Origin of the sequence: Nodosilinea sp. LEGE 07088 (assembly GCF_015207395.1) — a bacterium.
Lineage (GTDB): Bacteria > Cyanobacteriota > Cyanobacteriia > Phormidesmidales > Phormidesmidaceae > Nodosilinea.
On sequence record NZ_JADEWX010000084.1, the window covers coordinates 1 to 24,891 of the forward strand.

Sequence of the window (24,891 nt, forward strand, 5' to 3'; positions counted from 1 at the left end):
GCATGGGCTGGGGTTCTGGTGCTCCTGTGCCGATTGACACTGTCATTGCCCGGGGGTAGTCATCCCTCAGAAACCAAGATTTGATGCTGCCAATATTCACCACTTGCTCTTTCGGATTAGAGGTAGAGGGATATTTAGTGATTCGGGAGATCCAATAACCTCCCTGCATGAGATAAATGGCAATGTCTGTTTCTTTAATCCAGGTTCCCATGTGACCTCCCCGGGCCGCCCGCGTACCAGGAATTTACAATACTTTTGGAGTGATAGGTCATTTACTTTTTAGATATCTGCTGGGGCGAACGAGAACTGCTGTATTCAAGTTGCCCTGGTTGTAAGACGCGATCGCATCTATGTTAGCTAAGTTTATCGAGAGAATCCGGCAGATTTTCCCTGCTCAGCAATTCAGTCGTTAAGATATTAGAAGTATGGGTCTTCTGTTAGGTAGTAACAATTTTTATGGCTTTGCTTTCAGCAACTGCTGATTTACCCTCTGGCCTGGTGTCGCCCACGATTCGTCGTTTGCCCAATGGTTTGACCGTTATTGCTGAGCAAATGCCCCTTGACGTGGTGAACCTGAGCCTTTGGTTGCGGGTTGGCTCGGCGGTAGAAAGCGATGCCATCAATGGCATGGCTCACTTCCTAGAACACATGATCTTTAAGGGTACGCAGCAGATTGAGTGTGGTGAGTTTGAGCGTCGAGTTGAAGAACGTGGGGCATTTACCAACGCTGCCACCAGCCAAGACTACACCAAATACTATGTCACTACGGCCCCCCAAGACTTTGCGGCGCTAGCCCCGCTCCAGATTCAGATGGTGATGGCGCCGCGTCTCAGTGATGATGACTTTGAGCGGGAGCGGCCAGTGATCTTGGAGGAAATTCGTCGCGCTGACGATAATCCTCGCCGACGTACCTATCGGCACACCATGGAGTTGGTGTTCGATCGTTTACCCTATCGGCGCCCAGTGCTGGGGCCAGCGGTAGTGGTAGAGGGGTTGACAGCCCAGCAAATGCGAGAATTTCACAGCACCTGGTATCAGCCCCAGAGCATGACCGCAGTGGCGGTGGGCAATCTGCCGGTCGAGACGTTAATCGCCACTGTGGCCGAGGGCTTTGAGCAGGCGATGACGGAGCGACAGGTAGTTTCAGAAGTGGCTGCCGTTAACTCTATTGAGCGATTTAAGCCGCTGCTACCGGGGGATTTGGAGCCACCTTTTGCAACTGTGCGGCGGGTTGTACACCACGATGCGGCGTTGACCCAGGCGCGGTTGGTCATGACCTGGCGGGTGCCGGGTATTGCTCACCTGAGTGAGACCTATGGGTTGGATATTTTGGCGTCGGTGCTGGGTCGGGGGTTGACCTCCAGGCTGGTGCGTGACCTCCGGGAAGATCGCAAGCTGGTGACCAGTATTAGCTGTAGCAATATGACGTTGGCCCACCAGGGAGTGTTTATGGTGTCAGCCCAGCTGCCTCTGAAACACCTCTCGACGGTAGAGGCGGCGATCGCGCAGCATATTCACACCGTAGTGCAGCAGCCGGTGAGTCAGGCTGAACTTCAGCGGGTGCAAACTCAGGTGGCCAATCGCTTTATTTTTGCCAACGAAACGCCGAGCGATCGCGCTGGGTTGTATGGCTACTACCACACGCTCACGGGTGACATTGCTGACGGTATTAACTACCCAACCTACATTCAGCAGCTTACGGTCGATGATGTGTTTCAGGCGGCTCAGAGCTATCTTTCTGCGGATGCCTATGGGGTGCTAGAACTACATCCGCCGGTCTAGGGAAACTCAGCTATGTGGACTGCGATCGCTCAACATATCAGTGCTAAAACCGGCACCGCCTTTGTGATTCGCGATCGGCAAGCGGTGGGTGGCGGCTGTATTAACCAGGCCTACCAGATCAGCGATGGCCATCAGGCCTATTTCTTGAAGCTCAACCAGGCCTCTCAGGTAGCTATGTTTGAAGCCGAGGCCCTGGGGCTACGAGATATGTGCGACAGCCAGACCATTCGCGTGCCTAAGCCGGTCTGCTGGGGCACCGTTGATGGGTCGGCCTACATAGCAATGGAGTGGCTGGATCTGGGCCGTGGCGGCGATGCCTGGGGCCGCATGGGAGAGCAACTGGCGGCCATGCATCGAGTGACGAGCGATCGCGGGTTTGGCTGGGTGCAGCCCAATACCATTGGCGCGACCCCCCAACCCAACCCCTGGACGGCCAGCTGGCTCGAGTTTTACCGAGAGCACCGTTTACGCCATCAGTTTCGCTTAGCGGGGCGTCGAGGAGGTCACTTTCCGCGTCAGCATGAATTACTCATGGCGCTGCCAGACCTACTGGCGGGCCACGACCCGGCCCCGTCGCTGGTGCATGGTGACCTGTGGTCGGGCAACGCGGCAGTTACTACCGTAGGCGAACCGGTGATTTTAGACCCGGCCACCTACTACGGCGATCGCGAGGTCGATATTGCCATGACCGAGCTGTTTGGCCGCTTCCCTGAGGCCTTTTATCAGGCCTACAATGCAGCCTATCCCTTAGATACGGGCTATGCCACTCGTAAGGTTTTGTACAACCTGTACCATGTCATCAACCACTTCAATTTGTTTGGCGGCAGCTACGAGTCTCAGGCCAACCGCATGATTGACCAGCTGCTCAGGTGATCAATCTGCTCACCGATAGCATGCTAAGAGGGTTCCAACTAAATACCTATCCGGTGTCTCTCCGCGACCGGCCCAGTGGGCCGAGTTCGCGTTCCTGATCAGGATGTTTTTTTAGGTGGAATACTCTAAGACACGTTGCTGACTGGCTAGACGGTTATTGGTGAGGGTGGCTGTGTAGGTTCTCGCCGCGATCGCAGCTCCAAATACACCAGCAGGGCATTCACATCGGCAGGGTTAACACCGCCAATACGTGAGGCCTGGCCGATGGTGAGGGGCTTGATTTGGTTCAGCTTCTCTCGCGCTTCCTTGGAGAGGGTCTCAATCGCCATATAGTCCAACGATTCGGGCAGTTTGCGGTTGGTATTCTTAGCCACCTGGTCGATTTGGTTTTGCTGCCGCTGAATGTAGCCTGAGTACTTAATGTCGATCTCGGCCCCTTCTTTCTCTGCCCGAAGGAGGTCGGAATTGCCTAGGCCGTAGTGCTCTAAGTTAGCGTAGTGGAAGCCTGGACGCCGCAGCAAAGCAGCTAGGGTAATCGAGCCTTTGATCCGCTGCTCCGTGTCGGCGGCAATGCGCTGGCCGATCGCATCATGTTCTTTGATCCGGGTTTCGTGCAGGCGCTCTTGTTCGGCGACGATATTGGCGTACTTGCGGGTGAACTGTTGCCAGCGGCGATCGTCAATCAGGCCAATCTCTCGACCCAGCGGCGTTAAGCGCTGGTCGGCATTGTCGGAGCGCAGCAGCAGCCGATACTCGGAGCGCGAGGTCAGCATTCGGTAAGGTTCTCGCAGATCCTTGGTGCAGAGATCGTCGAGTAAAGTGCCAATGTAGCTTTGCTCACGGGGTAACACCAACATCTCTTGACCGCGCACCAGCCGCACAGCATTGACCCCGGCCACAAAACCCTGGGCAGCGGCCTCCTCATACCCGGTGGTGCCGTTGATCTGTCCGGCGCAGAACAGCCCGTTCACCCGCTTCGTCATCATCGTCGGATAGCACTGGGTGGCGGGTAGATAGTCGTATTCCACCGCGTAGGCGGGGCGCAGCATGGTGCAGCGCTCTAGCCCAGGTAGGGTGCGCAGCATGGCCAGCTGTAGCTTCTCCGGCAGCCCGGTGGAAAAGCCCTGCACGTAGATCTCAGGGGTATCGCGGCCCTCGGGTTCTAGAAAGATCTGGTGGCTGTCTTTGTCAGCAAAGCGCACGATCTTGTCTTCGATGCTGGGGCAGTAGCGGGGGCCTTTAGACTCGACCCAGCCGCCGTAGATGGGCGACAGGTGCAGGTTGTCGCGAATGAGCTGATGGGTGGCGGTGGTGGTTCGGGTCAGGTGGCAGGGCATTTGCTCGCGCTCAACCCAGGCTTCGGGGTCAAAACTAAACCAGCGTACATCGTTGTCACCGGGCTGGGGTTCGAGGGCGTCGAAGTCAATCGAGCGGCGATCGACTCGGGCTGGGGTGCCGGTTTTAAGCCGTCCGGTTTCAAAGCCCAGACGGTTTAGCGTGTCCGTTAGCCCAGTGGCGGCAAATTCCCCAGCCCGCCCCGCCGCCATCGATTTATCGCCAATCCAGATGGTGCCGCCCAGAAAGGTGCCGGTGGTGAGAATGACAGCTTTGCACTTAAACGCCACCCCAAAGTAGGTTTCGACCCCGACCACCTCGTCGTTGGGGCCGAGCACCAGATCAGTTACCATGCCCTCACGAATCACCAGGTTCTCCTGGTTTTCGACGATGGTCTGCATGACAGCGGCGTATTCGCGTTTGTCGGTCTGGGCTCGCAAGGCCCACACAGCGGGGCCGCGAGAGTTGTTAAGCACGCGCTTTTGGAGGTAGGTGCGATCGGCCATTTTGCCAATTTCGCCGCCCAGGGCATCAATCTCGTGGGTGAGCTGAGATTTAGCTGGGCCACCCACGGCAGGGTTGCAGGGCTGCCAGGCAATTTTGTCCAGGTTGAGGGTGATCATCAGCGTGCGACAGCCTAGGCGTGCTGAGGCTAAAGCAGCCTCGCAGCCCGAATGGCCACCACCTACAACCACAACATCGTACTCGTCGAGAAAATCAATGGAGTCTGGAACCTGCATACAAAGCTAATGTGCGATCGATCCGTATTGCTTCATTCTACTGGCTGTAGGTCAGCCGGGTAGACCTTAGCCACGGAGGCTGCTGGAATACTGCTTGGCAGCTAGTGACGCTTAAATAATTAAAATTTCTGGAAATAAATATGTGCTTTTCCTGAATATGCGCTAAAAAAGCCAGTTTTAGAGCGTAATTTGTCGCATTGTTGCGCTCACATCAGGTTTCTTCAGTCACAGATTCCTTTGGTGGTTTATGTCCATTTTTCCTGAAGATAAGCACTTAGAAGTTTACATACACCCGAACAAGGGGCCTGAGCGAGGCCCTAGCCCAGCCACCATCATTTTTCAATCTCTAATCATCAGCATCCCAATATCGATTACCTTGTCGCTGACTTTATTCGAGGAAATATTTAATGTTGACGCTGATTTTACGGCTATCTTCGATCGCGGGGCAAATTCTGGAACAGATGGACTCCCTATTAACCCTGACCTTGGATTCTCCTCGTCGCCTAACTCGGGAAGTACCTATTCCTGGGAAGATACTGATTATGCTGCTCCGTCAATGCAGGATAGGGTCTATGGCCTTCCTTTTGAGCCTTATCAGATTGTGATTCCTCCTGTTTGTAATGGAACGAGTATGGCAGGTGCTAGTTTTCGTATCCAACCCAGTACTGTACCCACTATGATTCAAGGAATTGTTCCTGCTGGCCAAACAGTCTTCTTAACTGGGCAATCGACCTACGGCGATGGCATTATATGGTTTCAGGCCGTCAATGAATCGATCCTGGCACCTTCGGATAATCCTGATGCTGAAAATCAAACGGCTATCAATCAATTAGGATGGATTCAAGACTGCTTTGTAAGTAGCTGGGCCTAATTAAACTCAAGATGCTGGTGGGGGTGGAGGGGGTGAAACCCCCTGCCTGGGGGCGCAGCCCCCAAACCCTTTCTTACAATTAATTAGGCTTACCTACTTAAGAGAATCTTGATATTCTTGACGGCCTAAATTGCTTGAAAATAGCTAATCTGACTGATGCTAGCCACATCTTGGGCTTGTTTTTGGCTCCTGACACAGGTTTAGACTAGTACTCGAAGGCTGAAATATGTCCATCGTTCTGGATCGCTTGGCTCCCTAGCTCCCCTGCTCCCTAGCCCTAAGGAATAGTATCTAAACTTGCGCCGTGGAGTACTAGCCCTTGCTTTAGCCTGGTTTTAATCGCTGCTACTAGCTCATCGACCTCTTCTTCTAGGGTTAGGTAGTGCGTGCAGGCTCGAACGCAGTTGGGAGCCTGCAGCGTGCGTAAAAATATCCCTTCAGTCTCTAGGCTGTCTACTAGCTGCTTATGCCAGGCTGAGGAGGGTTCCCCTTGTTCCAACAGCCAAAATGACACTAGACCCGAATCAGGTGGGGTTGTGCGCACAGGGCGAACGTCTGGTAAGTCTTGCAACTGTGACCACAGTCTCTGGCTGAGTTTGACCAGGCGCTGATAACGTTCTGCTGCGGTGCTCCAGGTTGCTTGGTGGGCGATCGCGCTCCGCAGCCCAGCCAAGAGCGAATAGTCGGACGTGGCTACTTCATACCGCTGACCTGTAGGTTTCCAGCCGGTGGGATGGGCATCTGCATCGGTGGTAATGCCACGCCAGCCAATAAAGGTAGGGGCAATTTGTACCATTGCCTCTGGGCGCACGTACAGCCCACCCAGTCCCGCCGGGCCGCACCACCATTTGTGGCCGGTAAAGGCATAGAAATCAACCCCTAAGGCAGGCAAATCTAGCGGCAGAGAGCCGACGGACTGGGCAGCATCTACTAGCGTTAGGACAGGTCGAGGGCGGTTGCAGCAGACCTCAGTAATAGCCTTTAAGGGCAACACCTGGCCTGTATTCCAGAAAATATGGCTGATCACGAGCATGCGGGTGTTGGGTTGCAGGTGCTGGGCCACCACCGCCGCTGGGTCGCCGCCGTTCACGGTCTTAAGCAGCGGGCAGAGACTATAGGTAACCCCAAATCGGCGACAAATTTCCTGCACCGCAGCGATTACGCCGGGGTGTTCACAGTCTGACAGCAGCATGTGATCCCCTGCTTGCCAGGCCATCCCCCAGAGGGGAATGTTGCAGCCTGCGGTGACGTTTTCGGTCAGGGTAATCGTGTCGGCGGTGGTGCCCAGTTCAGTGGCGATCGCAGCCCGGGTGGCGGCGGCTTCGGCCATAATCCATCGGTTTGTCGCTCCCGAAAATGGCCCCATCTCCTGGATGTGCCGGTGGGCTTGAAAAATGGCTTCCAGGGTAGTCTGAGCCATTGGTCCCTGTCCGCCATAGTTAAAATAGCGCTTGCCTATGAGGGCCGGAAACCCCTGGCGGTGGGCTATGAGGCATTCTAGGGCAGGGGCATGAGAATGGGTCACGTCAGAAACTTTTAAGGGTAACGCTCAACGGTGTGCAGCCTAGAGGCTTGACGAACTCCAAACACTGACGCTAGCTTAACGTGCTCGTTACCTCAGTTCACTCACGCCTGCTTCCCAGCGCTGCATTTTTCCCTGAAAAACTGGATAGGGTATAACATGCTTAAGATGATCATAAGTTCTGTAGTTTGTCTGGCGGGCTCAGCTAGAACATGGGTTTAGTTTTGCTTCAGCGTTGTATTGGTGGAGCGCAGCGACTGAGATCGTTGTGCTCTATCTTGCCACAGATTACCTGTGCCTGGTCTCGTGGTTCTATTGTCTACGGGCATCAGCACTTGTTCCCGTGCCCTCAGTTTTTTGGCGTTTGTCCTATTCCCCGCTTTGTCTGCTAGCTACCCTCTGCCGTCATGTTCGAATTTGAAGGGTGGCCCACAAAACACCCCGAGGTTTCTTGCTGAGACGGCAGCGCCTAGCCCCCCATCGCGAATTCGATGGCTCACAGATGATGTGTTGTTTCACTATCAACGTTGTGGTCGTCGGGCATTCCTAGATCTCTATGGCGATCGCGCCCAGCAAAATCCCCCTTCTGACTACCTGCTCAAGCTGCGCCAAGACAGCGTAACTCATCGGCAACAGGTGTTTGCCGATTACTATCCTCTGTATCGTCCCCAGTTTGCGCCAGGAGACTGGGTCGCTGGTGCCAAAGCTACCCTAGACCTGATGGCCGATGGGGTCGAGGCTATTCAGCAAGGCGTGCTGATGGCCACCTCAGCGAGTGCTGGAGTGCAGCTAGTCAGTCAGCCCGACTTATTGGTTAGGCAGCCAGGCTGGTCTTGCTGGGGTGACTGGGTTTATGTCCCCATCGATATTAAGCTAGGCAAAAAACCTAAACTTGACTATCAAGTCATGGCGGCTTATCACGCCTACGTGCTCTCTCGAATGCAGGGGGTCTGGCCTCACGCTGCTTGTTTGGCCCTGCGCGGCGGGCAGACTTACAGCATTGATTTGCCGCGCCTGGTGCTGAAGCTGCAAACGGTGCTGAATAGCTGTCTCAGTCACCTCCAGGCGGCGACTGTGCCAGAGCTCTTTATTTCCCATAGCCGTTGCGATTTGTGCCACTGGTTTAGTCATTGCTACGCTGAGGCCCAAAGTACTCGCCATCTGTCACTACTACCCGGGGTGACCCCGGCACGCTACGAATTTCTCAAACAGCACCATCTCACCACGGTGGCCAGCTTGGCCCAGGTCAACCCAGCTCAATTGGCTCCCTTACCTGGATTTGGTGAACAGGTTGCTGAGAAGCTTGTGCATCAGGCCCAGGCGCTGATTGACAACCGAGCTATCCCTCGCAGCGCCCCCCACGCTCCCCACGGCTTTCCCCTTTGGCCTGAAGATTTGCCCGAGGGAGAAGTGGAACTATATTTCGATATTGAAGCCGCCCCCGATCAAAATCTGATCTATCTGCACGGAGTGCTGGTTGTCAATCACCGGACGGGCGAGACTCAGTTTCATGCGCTGCTGGCCGAAAATCATCACCAAGAACGTCGTGCCTGGAATGACTTTCTTGACCTGGTGCATACCTATCCCTATGCTCCGATCTATCACTTTTGCCCCTATGAAGCCCAGACTGTACGCAAGCTAGGGCGGCTCTACGACACCCCCCAACGACAGGTGGAGACACTGCTCGAGCGCTTTTTTGATGTCCACAAGTGCATTACCGATGGGGTGACCTTGCCCATTGAGAGCTATGCCCTCAAACATATTGCCCGCTGGATGGGGTTTGACTGGCGAGATGAAGGGGCCAACGGTGCCCAGTCGATCTGCTGGTATAACGCCTGGGCCGAAACGGGCGATCGCGCTTATCTAGACTCTATCCTGCGCTACAACGAAGACGATTGCCGAGCTACCTACCACATCAAAGACTGGCTGGTAAAGTTCTCGGAACCCTACTGGGATAGGCTCTACCAAACCATTGGCTAATAGGGTGCAACCAATGGTTGGGGTAAGCAGGAGTAACGTACTGTTTTACTGAGTCACTACGCTGTAGGCAGCAAAGATGTCAGCTAAACCGGGTACAGCCATCTCAACATCGCTTTTAATCGACTGACGCAGCTTGCCATAGGAAGACTTAACTAAGCCGTTGCTAGCGCTGGCGATGCGTCTGTCGGTTACTCCCAAAATGACGTCTGCTGTCTCGTCCGGGTTTTGGCTAAGGTAAGCAGCCGGGTTCCCGGTCTTTATGCCGTCGGCCCACATCGGCTCAAGGGCAGCCAAGACCTCCGGTAAGACACGCCCAATCGCGCTGGGAATATACCCTGCACCGACACTTTTGACCATGCCATAGGTTGCCTTTAGCGCCATACCACCAAGGCCAGTCTTCGCCGCCACCTGGCAATCGATCAGCCGGGCGCAATCTGCAACCACCTTTGTCTGAGTCGTCGAATCGTGCAAAATATCGCTTAATGTCATTTCGATGTTCTTCTAGGTAAAAACAATAAAAAATTCTGTCCTTGGTCTAATTTTCCATAGGCTGCTGCTGGGTTCAGGCTGGCGACGTCAAGATTCGAGGTTGCTTAACAAGTCTATAAATTTTGCCTGTGGATGTACGGAATGGGGATGATTTCCCCAGCCAAGGTATTATCTCAAAGTAGCCATGTCAACCACCCAGGCTTGTCCTGCAAATTGGACGCGATCGCCCGATACTAGCTTGCGGCCTCGGCGCGGCTCAACTTCGTCGTTAACCCTGACCAACCCATCCTGAATCATCAACTTAGCCTGTCCGCCAGTGCTGGCCGCCTGCATTTGTTTGAGAAATTGATCGAGTTTAATGTATTCGATACTTGTCATGACGACCTGGGTAACGTTAAAAGAACCGTAGAGCAATAGAAAGTCTTCACCTCCACAGACTAAGCTGCCCCTTAAACTAGATGTGGAGTGTTTATGCCGCTGCTACAAGCGAAGAGTCAAGATGTTAACTAATCACCAACTCCTGCAAGAACTCAGGCAAAAACAACAGCAGCTAGAACATTTTCGCCGTGCTGCTGGTGAACCCCTCCAGGCCATGCTAGACCATTATGACTGGGGTATTGTCACTGGTGCAGGGCACAGCGGCCTCCCCCTGCTCACACTCCGCTTTGATCACCGCATTGCCCTCAATGATCCATTTTTGCTCACTCTGGCTGAGGAAGCGGAGCAAACCTGGGGGCCAGTAGACTTTGCGCTGTTCTCAGGCGAAAGCCAAGACCCTGTACGAGTGTTAAGTCGTACGCTGCTAGATCAACGGTGGCGATGGCGACAGCCTAACTACTAGTCTTGCTGGGCAGAGTTAACATCGTACAACCCACTGGTTTCCTAGCCACTCTCAGGCTGCTTGGCCATGCCTCATAGCTCACTAAACGTTTGCCACGGTTCCTACTAGGCAAGACTCAGATTACAGGAGAAGGCAAAGCGGTCGTCTAGTAACTTAGCTTCAGAGCATTGACAGGCACCTCTTCCCAGGTTTCGACGGTGTGCATGCGGGCTATCCAACCTTCGGCTCTTTGTTCTTCAGTTAAGTTGTCTTGAAACGACTGATAGCAAGCCTGCGCTTGGGCCTCGTCACTGCAAGCAATGCATGAATAGATAATTCCAGACGGATCAATTTGCTCGTTGACCCAAATCATACGCCATACCCAAGACATCACCAGCCGACTCTAGCATTTCTGATCCCTATAGGGTTCAGGAGGTGGCCATCTGCGGGTTACCTACACTGGCGACCGTCTGGCGTAATTCGGCGATCGCCTGCAGCTGATAGTCGTTCACTTCCTGGAGTTTGGTCACGCCTCCAGCAAGATTTTCTAAGGACTGGCGCAGCCCATTGACGCTTTCTTGAGCCGGGTTGAGTAACTCTTCACAGACGGCCACCTTGCCCATGAGGGCCGCTAAATCTCGCTGTTGCTGCTGTAGGTCAGCCTCAAATGACTCGACTTCAGCGTGTTGGATGTCGAGAGCTGTTTCACTCTTTTCGATATCTTGCTTGAGTTGGCCAATGCTTTCTTGAATTTGCTTAATTTCTATTTCAAGGGCGTGAATTGCGTCTGTAGTGCCCTGGCGCTGGAGGTCAATGTTATCGAGTAGGGGTTCTAGATCGACGGCACTGACTGGTGATTCTTCTGCCGTTAGTCCCTGACGTCGTCTCAACACTGCCTGGTGCTGACTCAAAACTTCTTCACGCTCAATCAGGTTTCGACGTTGCCCCACCAGCGTTTCATTGAGCATCTGGTATCGATCTAACTCCTCATCCAGCTCAGTCTCTAACTGAAGACGATCAAATTCGTTGGCCTGCTCAATTTTAACTTTTATTTCATCTATTGCTTCCTGTTCCAAGGTGAGTTCTTCTTCTTGGTCAGAAACGAAACGAGACATCTTCTCTAAGTCTTTTTCTAAATCATTGACTAGAGTATGAAGCTGGTCTAGCTCCATAGCATCTAGAGCCCCTACGTCAACTTTTTTGCTCAACCGTACCTTGTCGGTGGTGTTCAGCAAGTCATAGGCCTGCTGGTGCAGGTTGCCTTGGGCTTGAAGCGTATTAGACAGCGCCTGAATTCGATCCTGCTGAATTTTAATGGTCTGCTGCCGCAGCTTGAGGTCTTCACGTTTTGCCGCCACCGCTGCTCCGGCTTGGTGCCAGTCGGCCCATCGCTGTTTTAGCTGGCTGGTTTGCTGATCCAACTCTTGCTGACGATGCTCTAGCTCCTGGCGCCGATCTTCAAGGGATTGTCGATAGTCGCCCAGGAGACCCTGGTGGTAAGTCAGACCATCGGTGGCGTGGGTAAGGGGTTCGCGTAGCGCCTCAACGGGCATAACGGCCTCGGTTAGACGGTTAAGCGCACTCTGAAGATTATCCACTTGGGCGGGGTCAAGACCAGTCTCGGAGGAAGTCTCTGCTCGTTGCTCTTCTAGACGACGCATCTCACCATTGAGATGAGCCCAGGCGCCTTCTAGATCCTGGTTTTTGCGGCTCAATTCTTCCTGCTGCTGTTCCAGGGATTGCCGGAGTTGCTCCAGCTCTTGGCGTTGAGCATCGAGTTGTTCAACATCGGCTTCGGCTTGTTCAACTTGTTCTTGGCGAGTTTCTAGCTCCAATTCGCGACGGTTTAACTCCTGGCTTTGGAAGGTGAGGGATTGCTTCCATTGCTCAATTTCTTCCTCCTGAGTCTTAGATTTTTTGCTGAGGCTGGAGAAGTTTTGCAGGATGCTGGTTAAAGTTCGCCCCGCTTCGTAGTGGCGTTGAATCTGACGGTTGCCGCTGACTTCTACCATCACCAGTGCCCCAGCGTTATAGGAGGCATCGTCTGGGGCTGTGATGGTCTCCTCACCAGTGACTGCGCTCCAGTTATGCTCGCTGCGCTGGCAGGCCAACAGCTTGAATTCGGGCTTGCCGCTGCCAATAAATCCTGTCTTTTTTTGAACTTCTGCTAGGTACAGCACGCTGGTGATCCTCGTGGCTTGGAAAGTCAAGTCTGGAAAACTAATGGCTTCGGTACGGTGGTCTAAGTCGGCTCTACACAGACGTAAACCCCTACCAACGGGATAGGAAAGACACTATATAGCTATATAGCCATGGGAGTATGATCAAATTACTATGCTGATGCCGATCCCTGCTGAGGTATGAGGTAAATCATAAGTGATCCGAAAATGTACCCTGGTATACCGCTCTTGCCTTGACTCAACCAGAACTCTGCCAAGAGCTGCTGAGATTGCATCCTAGCCTATTGTCCAGACCGATTTCGGTATAAGCCTCTGACCCCTTGGGGCCATTGCCTTTTAGATAGTTTCGTCTTGTGCCCAAGCTATCTGGCATCTTAGCTAATTTTGCCCCGGAAAGCCGTAGTTTTAAACGACTAGATTCGATGTCTGTGAGTGGAAGCTGGTATCGGATAGGTTGAGCTCAGTGTTCCCCAAAACAATGAGAGCATTAGCAGCCCTGGCGCGATCGCGCTGGCGGCCCGGCGAAGCGGAGTATACTGGCGATAGACCTACCAGGCGTTAGCGGTGGCCAGACTGCTTCGTTCTCCTGTTTATGCTGTGGTCGAAGTGAGTGTGACGGGAACCGCTTGACTGGAAACTTGATGGCTAGAGCAGAAACATCTCTGGTCAAGGGGTAGTTCGCTTTGGCGAACTGAGAGTACGATTGGGTCTCGAGTTAGGGCATGCTGAGTCAATCGATCGCGTCTGCTGCCACCCCATGTGCTCAGCTGCTGTCCCATCCTTGGGTTGCTTCATGCAGGGTTATCTGTCAGAAATTGATATTCGCAGCATTTTACAGCTAATTGAGCTAGGGCAGCGCACTGGAGAGCTGTATCTAGAGAGTTATGGTGGCAGTGGTAACCAACCCTTGGGGCATTCCTTTGACGAAGGATTGACCGAGATCGATCCGCCGTCGTGGTTGGTATTCGTGGCCAATGGGCAGTTGGTATATGCTGGCACTACGGATAATCGGCTAGACCGCCTGCGCGATCACCTGCACCGCTATGGAATCGATCAGGCGTTGCCTGACCCCAATACTACCGCTGCGATCGCGGTCTTTAATTCTCTTGAATACGGCACCCTCTGGGCTCTGCTAGAACAGCACCTACTGACACCCGACCAGGGCCGAGCGATTCTCAGTCACATGGTGCACGAGACTTTGTTCGATCTGCTGAGCTTGCACCATGGCGCCTTTGTCTTTCAGCTCAGCTCGGCCTTGAGCCCGCAACTGATGACCTACACCATCAGCGATCTGGTAGCCGGAATCACTCAACAAATTCAAGCCTGGCACCAACTGCACCCCCATCTACAGTCCCCTGATCAATGCCCAATTTTGCTCGCTCCCGATGCTTTTAGGGCCAGCGTTTCCGATCAGGTCTATAGGCGTATGGTGACCTGGATGGATGGTCAAACCTCAATCCGACGCATGGCCCGCTACCTCAGCCGCGATTTGTTAAGCGTCGCTCGTAGTTTGGTGCCTGCTATTCAGCAGGGACAAGTCAGCTTAGTCTATAGCCCTACGGCAGCTCGGCCTAAGCCTGCTAATCAGCGCCTAGACTCAGGCCGATTGCCCCGAGTTGTCTGCGTAGACGACAGTGCCACGGTGCGTCAGTCAGTGGAGAAGATTCTCGATGGTCAAGGTTATGAAGCGACTTCTATCGGTAACCCCTTGAAGGCGTTAGGGTTACTGTTTCAGCTTCAGCCCAATCTGATTCTCTGCGACATCACTATGCCTGAGCTAGATGGATACGAGTTGTGCGCCATGCTGCGACACTCCAGTGCCTTTCGCCAGACCCCAATTATTATGCTCACTGGCAAAGAAGGATTTCTAGACCGCGTCAAGGCCAGGATGGTGGGTGCCACTGACTACCTGACTAAGCCCTTTGGTTCGGGTGAGTTGTTGGCTTTGATTGAGAAATATGTCGGCCCTGGCGATCGCAATCGTCCCCGCCCAGAAACGCTTTTGGCAGAGGCCATCGAAGATGAATTCGATATTGACTTTAGTGAAGCCTTCACGCCCTGGTAACATTCCTTAGTCTGGGGGGCGAGTTTTTGCATCAAATTCGATAAGATTCGCCATAATCTAAACAATTGGTTAATCAATTTGGCTAGGCCGAAAGCAACACTTGTGTTTGAGGAGGGTACTTTAGAGGCACAGGGGTGAGGATCGTAGCGTCTGTCTTTGTCGGGGTGTAGGTGAACTCAACTTTCAGTCCTGGTTGCGATAGACCGCATGACTTGAATTCAAGGTATCCCCCTTGTCTGCGGTGTGGGCCTCTTCATTGAATCAACCTATGAGTACAGTGCTAGTGGTAGAAGATAGTGTTTCTCAGCGGGAAATGATTACCGAGCTGCTGCAAGGTATCGGTCTTAGTGTTACCGTTGCCAGCGATGGTATGGAGGCTCTAGAGCAGATTCAGAGTCGGCGTCCTGATGTGATTGTGCTCGATATTGTTATGCCTAAGATGAACGGTTACGAACTTTGCCGCCGCATTAAGTCTGATCCTTCTACCCAGAATATGCCGGTAGTAATGTGCTCCTCTAAGGGAGAAGAATTTGATCGCTACTGGGGTATGAAGCAGGGGGCAGATGCTTACATTGCTAAACCGTTTCAGCCCACAGAGCTATTGGGTACGGTCAAACAGCTACTCAGAGGATAATCAATAACAGGGCTATGGTAGGCAATCCTGACTTTTTAACTCAAACCGGGCAAGATCAAGATCCAGAGCTACAAGAGCTGGAAACACCCGATGGTGAGCTGTTTTTGCGCTTTTTTGTCACGGCTGAAGATGAATTTGCCCTGCCCGCTACCGGTATTCGCCGCATCATTGAGCAGCCTCCGGATCGCATTACACCTATTCCCAACGTGTCGCATCTGCTGCTGGGAACGTTAAATGAGCAGGGCCGTGTGGTTTGGGTGGCTGATTTGGGCCAATTTTTGGGTTATTCTTCCGTGCTTAATACCGATCGCCCCGAGATCTCGGTGATCGCCATTGAAGATCAAGGAACTATGTTAGGCTTGGCCGTTAACCGAATTGTGGGTACTCGCTGGCTGAACCCTGATAAAACCCGAGTATCTGACACGAGTCCAGATACAATGGCTCCGTTTTTGCGCGGTGAATGGGTGATGGACACCGACGCCGATAACAAGACCCTCAGGCTGCTCGATCATATTGCTGTCATTCGTTCAGCGCGCTGGGCAACCTAGACTCTAGCTCCATCCTCACTTCCCCTTAGGACAATTGCACCGGCAGGAGAATACCATGGCTTCAGGCATCGACTACTCCCAAGCCTATCAAAAAGCAGAACGAGCCTACGTACAGGGCAACTATACGGAGGCTGCGGCAGTAATCGATCAGCTCGCTGACGATTATCCCGAAGATCCGAGTGTGCTGCTGCTACGGGGGCATATTTACTGCTATGGTTTGCAGCGGTACGATGTCGCGGCTGCCCAGTACAGCGCTGTACTCGACTTGACGACAGAGCCTGAGTACGTTGACTATGCCAGCAATGGCCTCGAATATGCCAACCAGTTTTCTGCTCATAGCTCAGCGATTGAGGCCGACATCGATACGGGCGAAACTTTCTTTGATGCTGGTTCAATGGGTTTGGAAAGCGGTGAAGCTAGGCTCTCCGATGACCAGTTAGATCTAGGCGATTTGGGTCTTGATGATGACCTGCCTGCCTCTATCGTAGAGGGTGGCGTAGAGGGTGGGTTTAACGGCGACGATCTGGTGGATCCTTTCGCTGATGATCCCTTCGGAGCTGAGCTTGACGATCCCTTCGGGAATAATGCTGGTATCGAGCAAGAGCCAAGCTTTGGGATGGGCTCAAATAGTGTTGATTCCAGCACCGACGACATCATCTTTGATGATGGTGATTCTTTTGATGATGCTATGGGCGTTGCTGATGCTGACGATCCATTTGGGACTGTCCAAAGCAACGATCTCTACGGTAGCGTGGGTTTGGCTTCTCAGGAGTTTGACCAGGGCTGGCCGGCAATGGATGATGGCGACGATATGACGGTGTTTGCCCCTGAGGCTGATTTGCTGGCCGATGATTTAGATACGGCTAGCGATGACCTCGGGGATACTAGCTATGACGCTTACGTGGGTAACGGTTATGCCCCTGACGTAGAAGACAGTGCTCAACCGAGCAGTAACGTTGACTTTCTCGATGAGTTTAGTGATTTTGATGACCTGGGTAATTTGCCCGATTTTGAATTGTCTGACAGTTCAGCCGGGTTTACCACGCCATCGGTGGGTACCTCAGGTCTCAGTTCCACTGACGATAGTAGCGACTACAGCGGTGGTACATCTGCGTTCGATTTGAGTGATATGGGCGATCAGACCGCCATCAGCGACGACGATATCTTTAGTATTGCCGGGGCTTCTGATAGCCTGCCTGTTTTTACTCAGGCCGATAACCAAGATGTCGAGGCGGTCACCGCTGAGCAAGATTGGTTGGGCTTTCTAGATAACTCTCCCTTACCCACAAAAGAGCTTCTGGTCGCGATCGCGGCTGGCGTTGCGTCGGCCCTGGCCGTTGGCGTTGTTAATTTTGCGGCTTCTACGCTGCAACCGGGTCGGTCTATGCCTAAGGCTGTTCATGCCGCTATGGCTGTAGTTGGTGGATTAGCTGGATTTGGTTCGGCTCTGGGGGCGGGTCATCTAGCCCATCGCCAGGTGAGAAAAAGCGTCGATGATCTTCAATCCCAATTTGATACGGTTATTCAGGGGAACCTGTCAGCGCGGGCGACGGTGTTTACAGAAGACGAGTTCGGTCGGTTAGCCAGCAGCTTCAATAAAATGTCGCGCGTGATCCTAACGACCACCAGTGAGGCCCAGCGCAAGGCCCAAGAGCAGGAACAGGCCAAAGAAGATCTCCAACGCCAGGTGATTCGCCTGCTAGATGACGTAGAAGGAGCGGCTCGGGGCGACCTGACTGTACAGGCGGAGGTGACTGCCGACGTGCTAGGCGCTGTCGCTGACTCCTTTAACCTCACGATTCAAAATCTGCGGGAAATTGTGGAACAGGTGAGTGTAGCGGCCCGCCAGGTGAGCAAGGGGTCTACCGAAAACGAGATTTTTGCCCGCAGCCTGTCGGCAGATGCGCTGCGCCAGGCCGAAGAACTGGCGGTTACCCTTAACTCGGTGCAGGTGATGACCGACTCGATTCAGCGGGTGGCTGAGAGCGCTCGTGAAGCCGAAGAAGTGGCCCGCAGTGCATCGTCTACGGCTCTGAAAGGCGGCGAGTCTGTAGAGCGCACCGTGGCCGGCATTCTGGAGATTCGCGAGACGGTGGCCGAAACCACCCGCAAGGTGAAGCGTCTAGCCGAGTCTTCCCAAGAGATCTCCAAGATTGTGGCGCTGATTTCGCAGATCGCGTCGCGTACTAACCTGCTGGCGCTCAACGCTAGTATTGAGGCCGCCCGGGCTGGTGAGGCCGGTCGAGGGTTCGCAATTGTTGCCGATGAGGTACGACAGCTAGCTGACCGGGCGGCGAAAGCGTCGAAAGAAATTGAGCAGATTGTACTGCAAATTCAAAGTGAAACTGGCGGGGTAATGACCGCTATGGAGGAAGGAACTCAGCAGGTGATTGAGGGTACGCGTCTGGCTGAGCAGGCCAAGCGATCGCTCGAAGACATCATTCAGGTCTCAAACCGCATTGACGTGTTGGTGCGGTCAATTACGGCCGACACAGTGGAGCAGACCGAGACCTCCCGCGCAGTGGCTCAGGTGATGCAATCGGTAGAACTTACAGCCCAAGAAACCTCTCAAGAAGCCCAACGAGTATCGGGTTCGCTGCAAAACCTGGTGGGGGTCGCCCGCGATCTGCTCACTTCGGTAGAGCGCTTTAAGGTGGAGAAAGCCGATAGCTAGGTGCAGTTAGCCAACGGGGTTGGGTAGATCACGGTAGGAAAGCGTTCAGAGGGAAATCGACATGCTGCCTGAAGATCAAAAACGAATCTTAGGGTACTTCATTGAAGAAGCCAAGGATCATCTCAACACCATTGAACAGGGGTTGTTGAACTTGGCGATGACTGTGAATGACGCTGAGATGATGAACGAGGTCTTTCGGGCAGCCCACTCTGTGAAAGGGGGGGCGGCCATGCTGGGATTGAATAGCATCCAGCGCACATCCCACCGCATGGAAGATTTTTTCAAAGTGATGAAAGAATCGACGTTGCGCCCCGATCGCGACCTCGAAACCATGCTGCTGCAAATTTTTGATGGGTTACAGGAGCAGCTGGAGCAGTTACAAAGTCCTTTTGGCTTGACCAACGATCAAGCTCAGGAAATTATGACTCCTCTGGAGCCGGTCTTTGCCCAGGCCGAGGCTCACTTGGAGGCGTTAGTCAGTGCTGCTCCGGCCGCAGCGACGGTAGCACCTACACCTGCATCTCGGCCAGCGGTTACGGTTACCCATCCTGAGACCAGTGCTCTGCAACTTGTGTTTCGTAGCGATATCCCGGCTTTGCTGCGAGATATGTTAACCACCTTTAAACAAGTCGATGACGGTGTGTCTCGACAGGATCTAGGACGACTGTGCCAGCGATTGCAAAGTATCGGCGAACAGTTTGAACTGACTGAGTGGTGTGCCTTGATTCGGGCTGTCAATGGCGCGATCGCCAATTCTCAACAGACTTACCGGACGTTGGCTCCGGTGGTGATCAAAGACTTAAAGCAAGCCCAAGACCTTGTATTGGCTGGCTCGGCCCATCAGATCAGCGTCTCGGCCAATTTACAGGCGCTGTTGCCCACAGTGGTGGCAGCTACTGAGGACTCTACCTGGGAGGCGCTCTTGGCTGAGGCGCTCAACGATAGTGCTGAAGAGCCTGATTTGGCTGACCTCTTTGCCGCCGCTGAAGCAACCGGAACCGATAGCTTAGGGCAGACCGAAACCGACAGTTGGCTTGACCAACTGGCCCTAGATAATGCCGATGATGTGACGGATACGGGCCTAGAAGCGGTCTTTAGCCAGATGGATGAGCCTACACCAGTTCAACCCTCGGTGTCCCAGAACCGCACTGGTAGCCTTGGGCCTGAGGTAGGGGCGGCTGAGCTCAATAGTCTGGCCGATTTATTTGAAGGGGCTACCGATGGGCTAGCCGATATCTGGGAGGAAGACGACGATCTGTCAGAGGCTTCTCTGAGCGATTTGGATCGGGAAAATCTCGATACGGCGGTTTCCGATGCTGGCGGTTTGGAGGCGGAGTTTGCTGATTTACTAGGCGATGATGGCTCTGCTGACGAGCCCGAAGCTCAGCCTCTTGACGATATGGCCAGCCTCTTTGGCTATGACCTGGATGCTAGCGCACCCTCGTCTGATGTTGCTGAATCGGTTGATATCGATGAACCACATCAGTCAGGCGATTTACTGTTAGATCCGCTGGCTGATTTTATGGGCGATGAGTCAGCACCTGCTGCCCCTATCGGTACTCCCGTTGCTAACGATTCTCTCGATGATTTATTAGCTACTGACCCTGCCGCCTCAGCGGCTGTTGAAGGTGAACCTCTTGACGATAACTTTTTTGAGCTGGGAGATACCGTCGATGAACCAGCGATTCAGGCGGTGGCTGTTGATGGATTAGATAGCTTTTTTGAGGATGCGTCTGGAGCTAGCTTCATTGACGATGATGATGCCCATACCATGCCTGAGCTTAATCTTGAGGTTGACTCAGAGCCCTCAAGCAGTGCTGCCGAGAGCGACAATGGACTATTTACAGACTCCAACCTGAGGGAGCCTGCGGCCCCCAGGCTGGAGTCTGACGATGTGGATATTACCGCTGACGACTGGTTTTTAGAATCAGATCCCGGTACAGATTCCAGTGCGGAGGAAGAGGATCCGTTTGGAGAATTTGAGTTCGAGGATGGCAGCACTGATCTTGCCGCTGCCGCACCGTTGCCCGTGACAGCAGCGGATGGGCTAACAACTGCTCAGGTTGATAACAGCTTAGACATTCTCTTAGAGAATGAGGCTGAGGGTGATGGTATAGCGATCACCGCTGATAGTGCTTTGGGCGCAAGTGATGACAGTTTCGAGGGTTTAGAAGGTCTGCTTGAGTCAGCACCCGCCGATGAGGTTGATGCTTTGACCCTAGATGAGACGGACTTAGACTTGAGTGATGTCTCTGATAGCTTGGAAGAGGTCAAGGCTAGCCCTGACCTCGATCGCCATGACAACGGTCATGGGCTCGCCCCCATAACCGACGATATGCAGGCGAATGAAGATGGCTTCGACGACCTGGAGGCCTTGCTGGGAGACGACCTTTTAAGCAGTGAGCAGCCTGTCAGCTCGCAGGGGACTCGCGCAGTCGATGATGGCAATGTCACCCAAGACAATGGCGATGATGATTTAGACAAACTGCTGGATGGCTATCGAGGCTTGCGATCGCAGGATAACTCGAGTGACGATGAGTTCGGTGACTTAGAGAAACTGCTAGAAGACGCTGATCAGTTAGGTGGGTCAGCCCCAACCTTGGGAACTCGTCGAACGGTCTCGATGTCAGCGACGCGGCGCTCCCCGCGGCGTGCCTCCAATACGGCTGATCAGACAATGCGAGTGTCTGTGGGCCACCTGGACACCCTCAGCAACCTCGTGGGCGAACTGGTCGTCAACCGCAACTCTTTAGAGCAAGACCAGGAACGTTTGCGGCAGTTTCTCGACAATCTGCTCAACCAGGTGTCGCAACTCAACGACGTCGGCCAGCGCATGCGCGATCTATACGAGCGATCGCTGCTGGAGAGCTCCCTGATCGCTAACCGTCAGGCCTTTGCTCTCGGTGTTTCCTCCGACCGTAGTAGCAATAGCCACGCGACTGGAGCGACCTTCGATGCCTTAGAGATGGATCGTTTCACAGGCTTTCATACCCTTTCACAGGAGATGATTGAGCTGATTGTACGGGTGCGGGAGGCGTCGTCTGACATTGAGTTCACCATCGACTCTACTGACCAAATTGCCCGCCAGTTTCGCCAGGTCACTACGCAGCTCCAGGAGGGGCTCAACAAGGCGCGCATGGTGCCCTTTGGCCAAACCGCCGATCGCTTGCCTCGGGCAGTACGCGATATTTCGCTGAGGTGTGGTAAAGAGGCCCAGCTGGTGGTTGAGGGGCGCGATACCCTGATCGACAAGATGATTCTTGAGCGATTCTATGATCCGATGACCCACCTGGTCAACAATGCCATTACCCACGGCATCGAGTCCCCTGAAGAACGTCTGGCGACTGGTAAATCGCGCGAAGGCACGATTACCGTCCGCGCCTTTTACCAGGGCAACCAAACGGTGATTTATATTGCCGACAATGGCGGCGGTGTTAACCCGGCAATTGTGAAAGCTAAGGCCCTTGCAAAAGGCCTGATTACTCCTGCCGAAGCTCAGACAATGAGCGAAATTGAGGTCTATGACCTGCTGTTTTTACCGGGCTTTAGCACTCGAGATCAGGCCGACGATTTCTCTGGTCGCGGCGTAGGTATGGACGTTGTACGTACTGCCCTGACTGACATTCGCGGCTCGATTACGGTGGAGTCTGAAGTCGGTAAAGGTACCAGCTTTACCATTCGTCTACCGCTGACCCTCAGTATTACTAAGGCGTTGAGCTGTGTGAACAATCAGGCTCGCATTGCCTTTCCCATGGATGGGGTCGAGGATATGTTCGACGTGCCCAAGGAGCGGATTCAGACCGACGACCAGGGCCATGCCTGTATTCTCTGGCGCGATACGCTGCTGCCATTTCGACCCTTGGGTGAACTGCTGCGCTTTAACCGCAGTTTAGGTCGTGGTCGGGTATACGGCGGCCCCCAAGACGAAGATGTCGTTTCGATGGTGGTATTGCGCAGCGCCAGCACCTTTATGGCGCTTCAGGTTGACCAGGTGATTGGCGAACAGGAGATTGTAATTAAGCAGCTCGAAGGGCCGGTACCCAAGCCTGTTGGCATTGCTGGTGCGACGGTACTTGGAGATGGGCGGGTGATGCCTATTGCTGACGTGTTAGAGCTGATTGACCTGGCCAGCGGACGTCTGCGCCGCGATTCTTCCACCTCGCTCTGGACTCAGGATGCAGAGGTGGAAACGCCTGCGGTGGTCGGTCAAAACGACCCGACGGTGTTAATCGTAGACGACTCGATCACGGTACGCGAGCTCTTGTCGATGAGCTTTAACAAGGTTGGTTACCGGGTTGAGCAGGCCCGTGATGGCCAAGAAGCCTGGGAAAAGCTGCGCTCTGGTCTCCCCTGTGACCTGGTCTTCTGCGATATTGAAATGCCGCGCATGGATGGTCTAGAACTGCTGTCGCGGATGCAGAAAGATGGTGCCCTCAGCCAAATCCCCATTGCTATGCTGACCTCTCGCGGTGCTGATCGACACCGCCAGATGGCTGTAGACTTGGGTGCTAAGGGCTACTTTACCAAGCCCTACCTGGAAGAAATGCTGCTCGATGCCGCCCAGCGGATGCTCAAGGGCGAAAATATGGTGCCCCGGAAGATAGAGTAGTTCACCAGTGACTGTTCTCTTAGGCTTGAGCGTGGCATCAGTCCGGTGGCTGACTAATGCTTCGAGCTGCCTGGGTTGGGTTTTTTGAGCGCAGAGATCTGGGTTAGGATCACCAGTATCCTACCGATCGCAATATTATGACCGTCACCGCATCGGCTACCATCAACTGGGCACCGATTGTCGATGCCTTTACCGCTGCCCTGGGGGCCAAGCGGGTGGTACGCCGCAAAGAAGAAATACTAGTCTACGAGTGCGACGGGCTGACAAGCTATCGGCAGCGCCCGGCGGTGGTAGTGCTACCTAAAACGACTGAGCAGGTCGCCCAGGCGGTAAAGATATGCCATCGGTTTCAGGTGCCTTTTGTGGCCCGGGGAGCCGGTACGGGGCTCTCTGGAGGAGCGCTACCGATTGAAGACTCGGTGCTGATTGTCACTGCTGGGATGAATCAGATTCTCTCGATCGACCTAGATAACCAGCGGGTGGTGGTGCAGCCAGGGGTAATTAACAACTGGGTAACCCAGGCGGTCAGTGGGGCCGGTTTCTACTATGCCCCTGATCCGTCTAGTCAGTCAGTGTGCTCGGTGGGCGGTAATGTGGCCGAAAATTCGGGCGGCGTGCACTGCCTTAAGTATGGGGTGACGACTAACCATGTGCTGGGGCTGAAGGTAGTGCTGCCCAGCGGCGATATTGTCGATATTGGCGGCGAGGTTCCAGAAACCCCTGGCTATGACCTGTGTGGATTGTTTGTCGGGTCTGAAGGTACCCTGGGCATCGCGACGGAAATTACCCTGCGCGTTCTCAAGGTGCCCCAAGCAATCCAGGTACTGCTGGCCGACTTTACCTCGGTTGAGGCGGCGGGGGCCGCGGTGTCGGCCATTACTAGCGCCGGTATTATTCCCGCTGGTATGGAGATGATGGATAACTTTAGCCTCAACGCTGTGGAAGACGTGGTGGCTACAAACTGCTACCCCCGCGACGCGGCGGCAATTTTGCTGATTGAGATCGACGGGCTACCGGCGGAAGTGGCGGCCACGGGCGATCGCATCGCCGACCTCTGCCGCCAAAATGGGGCCCGCACTATTACTGCTGCTACCGACCCAGAGGAGCGTCTACGGCTGTGGAAGGGCCGCAAAGCTGCCTTTGCCGCTATGGGTAAGCTGAGCCCCGATTACTACGTTCAGGATGGGGTGATTCCGCGCACCCAGTTGCCCTACGTGCTGAAAGAGATTGAGGCATTGGGCGATCGCCACGGCTACCGAGTGGCTAACGTATTCCATGCCGGAGACGGCAACCTGCACCCGCTGATTCTCTACAACAACGCTGTTCCGGGTGAACTGGAGCAAGTGGAAGAACTGGGGGGTGACATTCTCAAGCTCTGTGTACGGGTGGGAGGCAGCATTTCGGGCGAACACGGCATTGGCGCTGACAAGCGCTGCTATATGCCCGACATGTTTTCAGCCACCGACTTGGCAACTATGGCTTGGGCGCGACAGGCCTTTGATCCTGAAATGCTGGCCAACCCAACTAAGCTGTTGCCTACTCCCCGTACCTGTGGCGAAGCGGCGCGTAGTAGGGCCATCGCTGAGTTCCCCGATATAGAGCAATACTAAGTAGGCAGTTGAGATTAAATGTAAGATAGCAGGGTAGCCAGAGTGCCCTCAAATGCCCGCCCCATTACGCATCATTTTGACCGAGGAAGAAGACCGCACGTTAAGTGAACTTCGGGAGGCTCAGACAGTTCCCTATCGGACGCGTGACCGAGCGCATAT

General features: G+C 54.0%; 17 protein-coding genes and 1 pseudogene. 11 read left to right on the forward strand and 7 right to left on the reverse strand.

The features are described from left to right. Positions 1 to 211, reverse strand: a pseudogene (locus IQ254_RS31610) (lysozyme); the annotation flags it as partial. 245 nt (positions 212 to 456) lie between these two features. Between IQ254_RS31610 and IQ254_RS17755 the strand changes: the two are divergent. Both IQ254_RS17755 and IQ254_RS17760 read left to right on the forward strand, forming a co-directional pair. Next, positions 457 to 1,782: a pitrilysin family protein gene (locus IQ254_RS17755; RefSeq protein ID WP_193967497.1), complete on the forward strand. Its 1,326-nt coding sequence runs from the start codon at positions 457 to 459 to the stop codon at positions 1,780 to 1,782. 12 nt (positions 1,783 to 1,794) lie between these two features. Beyond that, the gene (locus IQ254_RS17760) at positions 1,795 to 2,655 is read left to right on the forward strand and encodes a fructosamine kinase family protein (RefSeq protein ID WP_193967498.1); all 861 of its coding nucleotides are present in this window, start codon (positions 1,795 to 1,797) and stop codon (positions 2,653 to 2,655) included. Positions 2,656 to 2,801: 146 nt separating this feature from the next. Here the strand turns inward: IQ254_RS17760 and mnmG are convergent, their stop codons facing one another. Beyond that, positions 2,802 to 4,730, reverse strand: coding sequence for a tRNA uridine-5-carboxymethylaminomethyl(34) synthesis enzyme MnmG (gene mnmG, locus IQ254_RS17765; RefSeq protein ID WP_193967499.1), 1,929 nt, complete (start codon positions 4,728 to 4,730; stop codon positions 2,802 to 2,804). A 247-nt stretch (positions 4,731 to 4,977) separates the two neighbouring features. On the opposite strand from mnmG, the gene IQ254_RS17770 reads away from it, so the two are divergent. Then, positions 4,978 to 5,601, forward strand: a complete 624-nt coding sequence (locus tag IQ254_RS17770) for a hypothetical protein (protein WP_193967500.1) — start codon at positions 4,978 to 4,980, stop codon at positions 5,599 to 5,601. A gap of 277 nt (positions 5,602 to 5,878) precedes the next feature. On the opposite strand, the gene IQ254_RS17775 is transcribed toward IQ254_RS17770, so the two are convergent. Then, positions 5,879 to 7,126 (reverse strand): aminotransferase class V-fold PLP-dependent enzyme, encoded by a 1,248-nt coding sequence (locus IQ254_RS17775; protein ID WP_193967501.1) that lies wholly within the window; start codon positions 7,124 to 7,126, stop codon positions 5,879 to 5,881. A 504-nt stretch (positions 7,127 to 7,630) separates the two neighbouring features. Between IQ254_RS17775 and IQ254_RS17780 the strand changes: the two genes are divergently transcribed. Then, entirely contained in the window at positions 7,631 to 9,103 is a 1,473-nt protein-coding gene (locus IQ254_RS17780) for a TM0106 family RecB-like putative nuclease (protein WP_193967502.1), read from the forward strand. 45 nt (positions 9,104 to 9,148) lie between these two features. Here IQ254_RS17780 and IQ254_RS17785 read toward each other — a convergent pair whose 3' ends face one another. Together IQ254_RS17785 and IQ254_RS17790 are read right to left on the reverse strand one after the other, a co-directional pair. Continuing rightward, the gene (locus IQ254_RS17785; protein ID WP_193967503.1) at positions 9,149 to 9,592 is read right to left on the reverse strand and encodes a hypothetical protein; all 444 of its coding nucleotides are present in this window, start codon (positions 9,590 to 9,592) and stop codon (positions 9,149 to 9,151) included. A 168-nt stretch (positions 9,593 to 9,760) separates the two neighbouring features. After that, positions 9,761 to 9,970 carry an RNA-binding S4 domain-containing protein gene (locus IQ254_RS17790; RefSeq protein WP_193967504.1) on the reverse strand — a complete coding sequence of 70 codons (210 nt, stop codon included), beginning with the start codon at positions 9,968 to 9,970 and terminating at the stop codon, positions 9,761 to 9,763. Between the two features lie 121 nt (positions 9,971 to 10,091). Here IQ254_RS17790 and IQ254_RS17795 point away from each other — a divergent pair, with 121 nt between their 5' ends. Beyond that, entirely contained in the window at positions 10,092 to 10,433 is a 342-nt protein-coding gene (locus IQ254_RS17795) for a hypothetical protein (protein WP_193967505.1), read from the forward strand. Between the two features lie 145 nt (positions 10,434 to 10,578). On the opposite strand, the gene IQ254_RS33715 is transcribed toward IQ254_RS17795, so the two are convergent. Continuing rightward, positions 10,579 to 10,785: a glycogen debranching protein gene (locus tag IQ254_RS33715; protein WP_228040835.1), complete on the reverse strand. Its 207-nt coding sequence runs from the start codon at positions 10,783 to 10,785 to the stop codon at positions 10,579 to 10,581. Positions 10,786 to 10,840: 55 nt separating this feature from the next. Further along, positions 10,841 to 12,592 (reverse strand): pilus motility taxis protein HmpF, encoded by a 1,752-nt coding sequence (hmpF, locus tag IQ254_RS17800; RefSeq protein ID WP_193967506.1) that lies wholly within the window; start codon positions 12,590 to 12,592, stop codon positions 10,841 to 10,843. A gap of 793 nt (positions 12,593 to 13,385) precedes the next feature. Between hmpF and IQ254_RS17805 the strand changes: the two genes are divergently transcribed. From IQ254_RS17805 to glcD, 6 genes are all read left to right on the forward strand, one after another. After that, positions 13,386 to 14,657 (forward strand): response regulator, encoded by a 1,272-nt coding sequence (locus IQ254_RS17805; RefSeq protein ID WP_193967507.1) that lies wholly within the window; start codon positions 13,386 to 13,388, stop codon positions 14,655 to 14,657. 268 nt (positions 14,658 to 14,925) lie between these two features. Beyond that, positions 14,926 to 15,291 (forward strand): response regulator transcription factor, encoded by a 366-nt coding sequence (locus IQ254_RS17810; RefSeq protein ID WP_193967508.1) that lies wholly within the window; start codon positions 14,926 to 14,928, stop codon positions 15,289 to 15,291. A 14-nt stretch (positions 15,292 to 15,305) separates the two neighbouring features. Beyond that, positions 15,306 to 15,839 carry a chemotaxis protein CheW gene (locus tag IQ254_RS17815; RefSeq protein WP_193967509.1) on the forward strand — a complete coding sequence of 178 codons (534 nt, stop codon included), beginning with the start codon at positions 15,306 to 15,308 and terminating at the stop codon, positions 15,837 to 15,839. 55 nt (positions 15,840 to 15,894) lie between these two features. Next, positions 15,895 to 18,513, forward strand: a complete 2,619-nt coding sequence (locus IQ254_RS17820; RefSeq protein ID WP_193967510.1) for a HAMP domain-containing methyl-accepting chemotaxis protein — start codon at positions 15,895 to 15,897, stop codon at positions 18,511 to 18,513. A 61-nt stretch (positions 18,514 to 18,574) separates the two neighbouring features. Beyond that, on the forward strand, positions 18,575 to 23,122 hold the full coding sequence (locus IQ254_RS17825; RefSeq protein WP_193967511.1) for a hybrid sensor histidine kinase/response regulator: 4,548 nt from the start codon (positions 18,575 to 18,577) through the stop codon (positions 23,120 to 23,122). Between the two features lie 137 nt (positions 23,123 to 23,259). Further along, the gene (glcD, locus tag IQ254_RS17830) at positions 23,260 to 24,732 is read left to right on the forward strand and encodes a glycolate oxidase subunit GlcD (RefSeq protein WP_193967512.1); all 1,473 of its coding nucleotides are present in this window, start codon (positions 23,260 to 23,262) and stop codon (positions 24,730 to 24,732) included. The last annotated feature ends 159 nt before the right edge of the window (positions 24,733 to 24,891 follow it).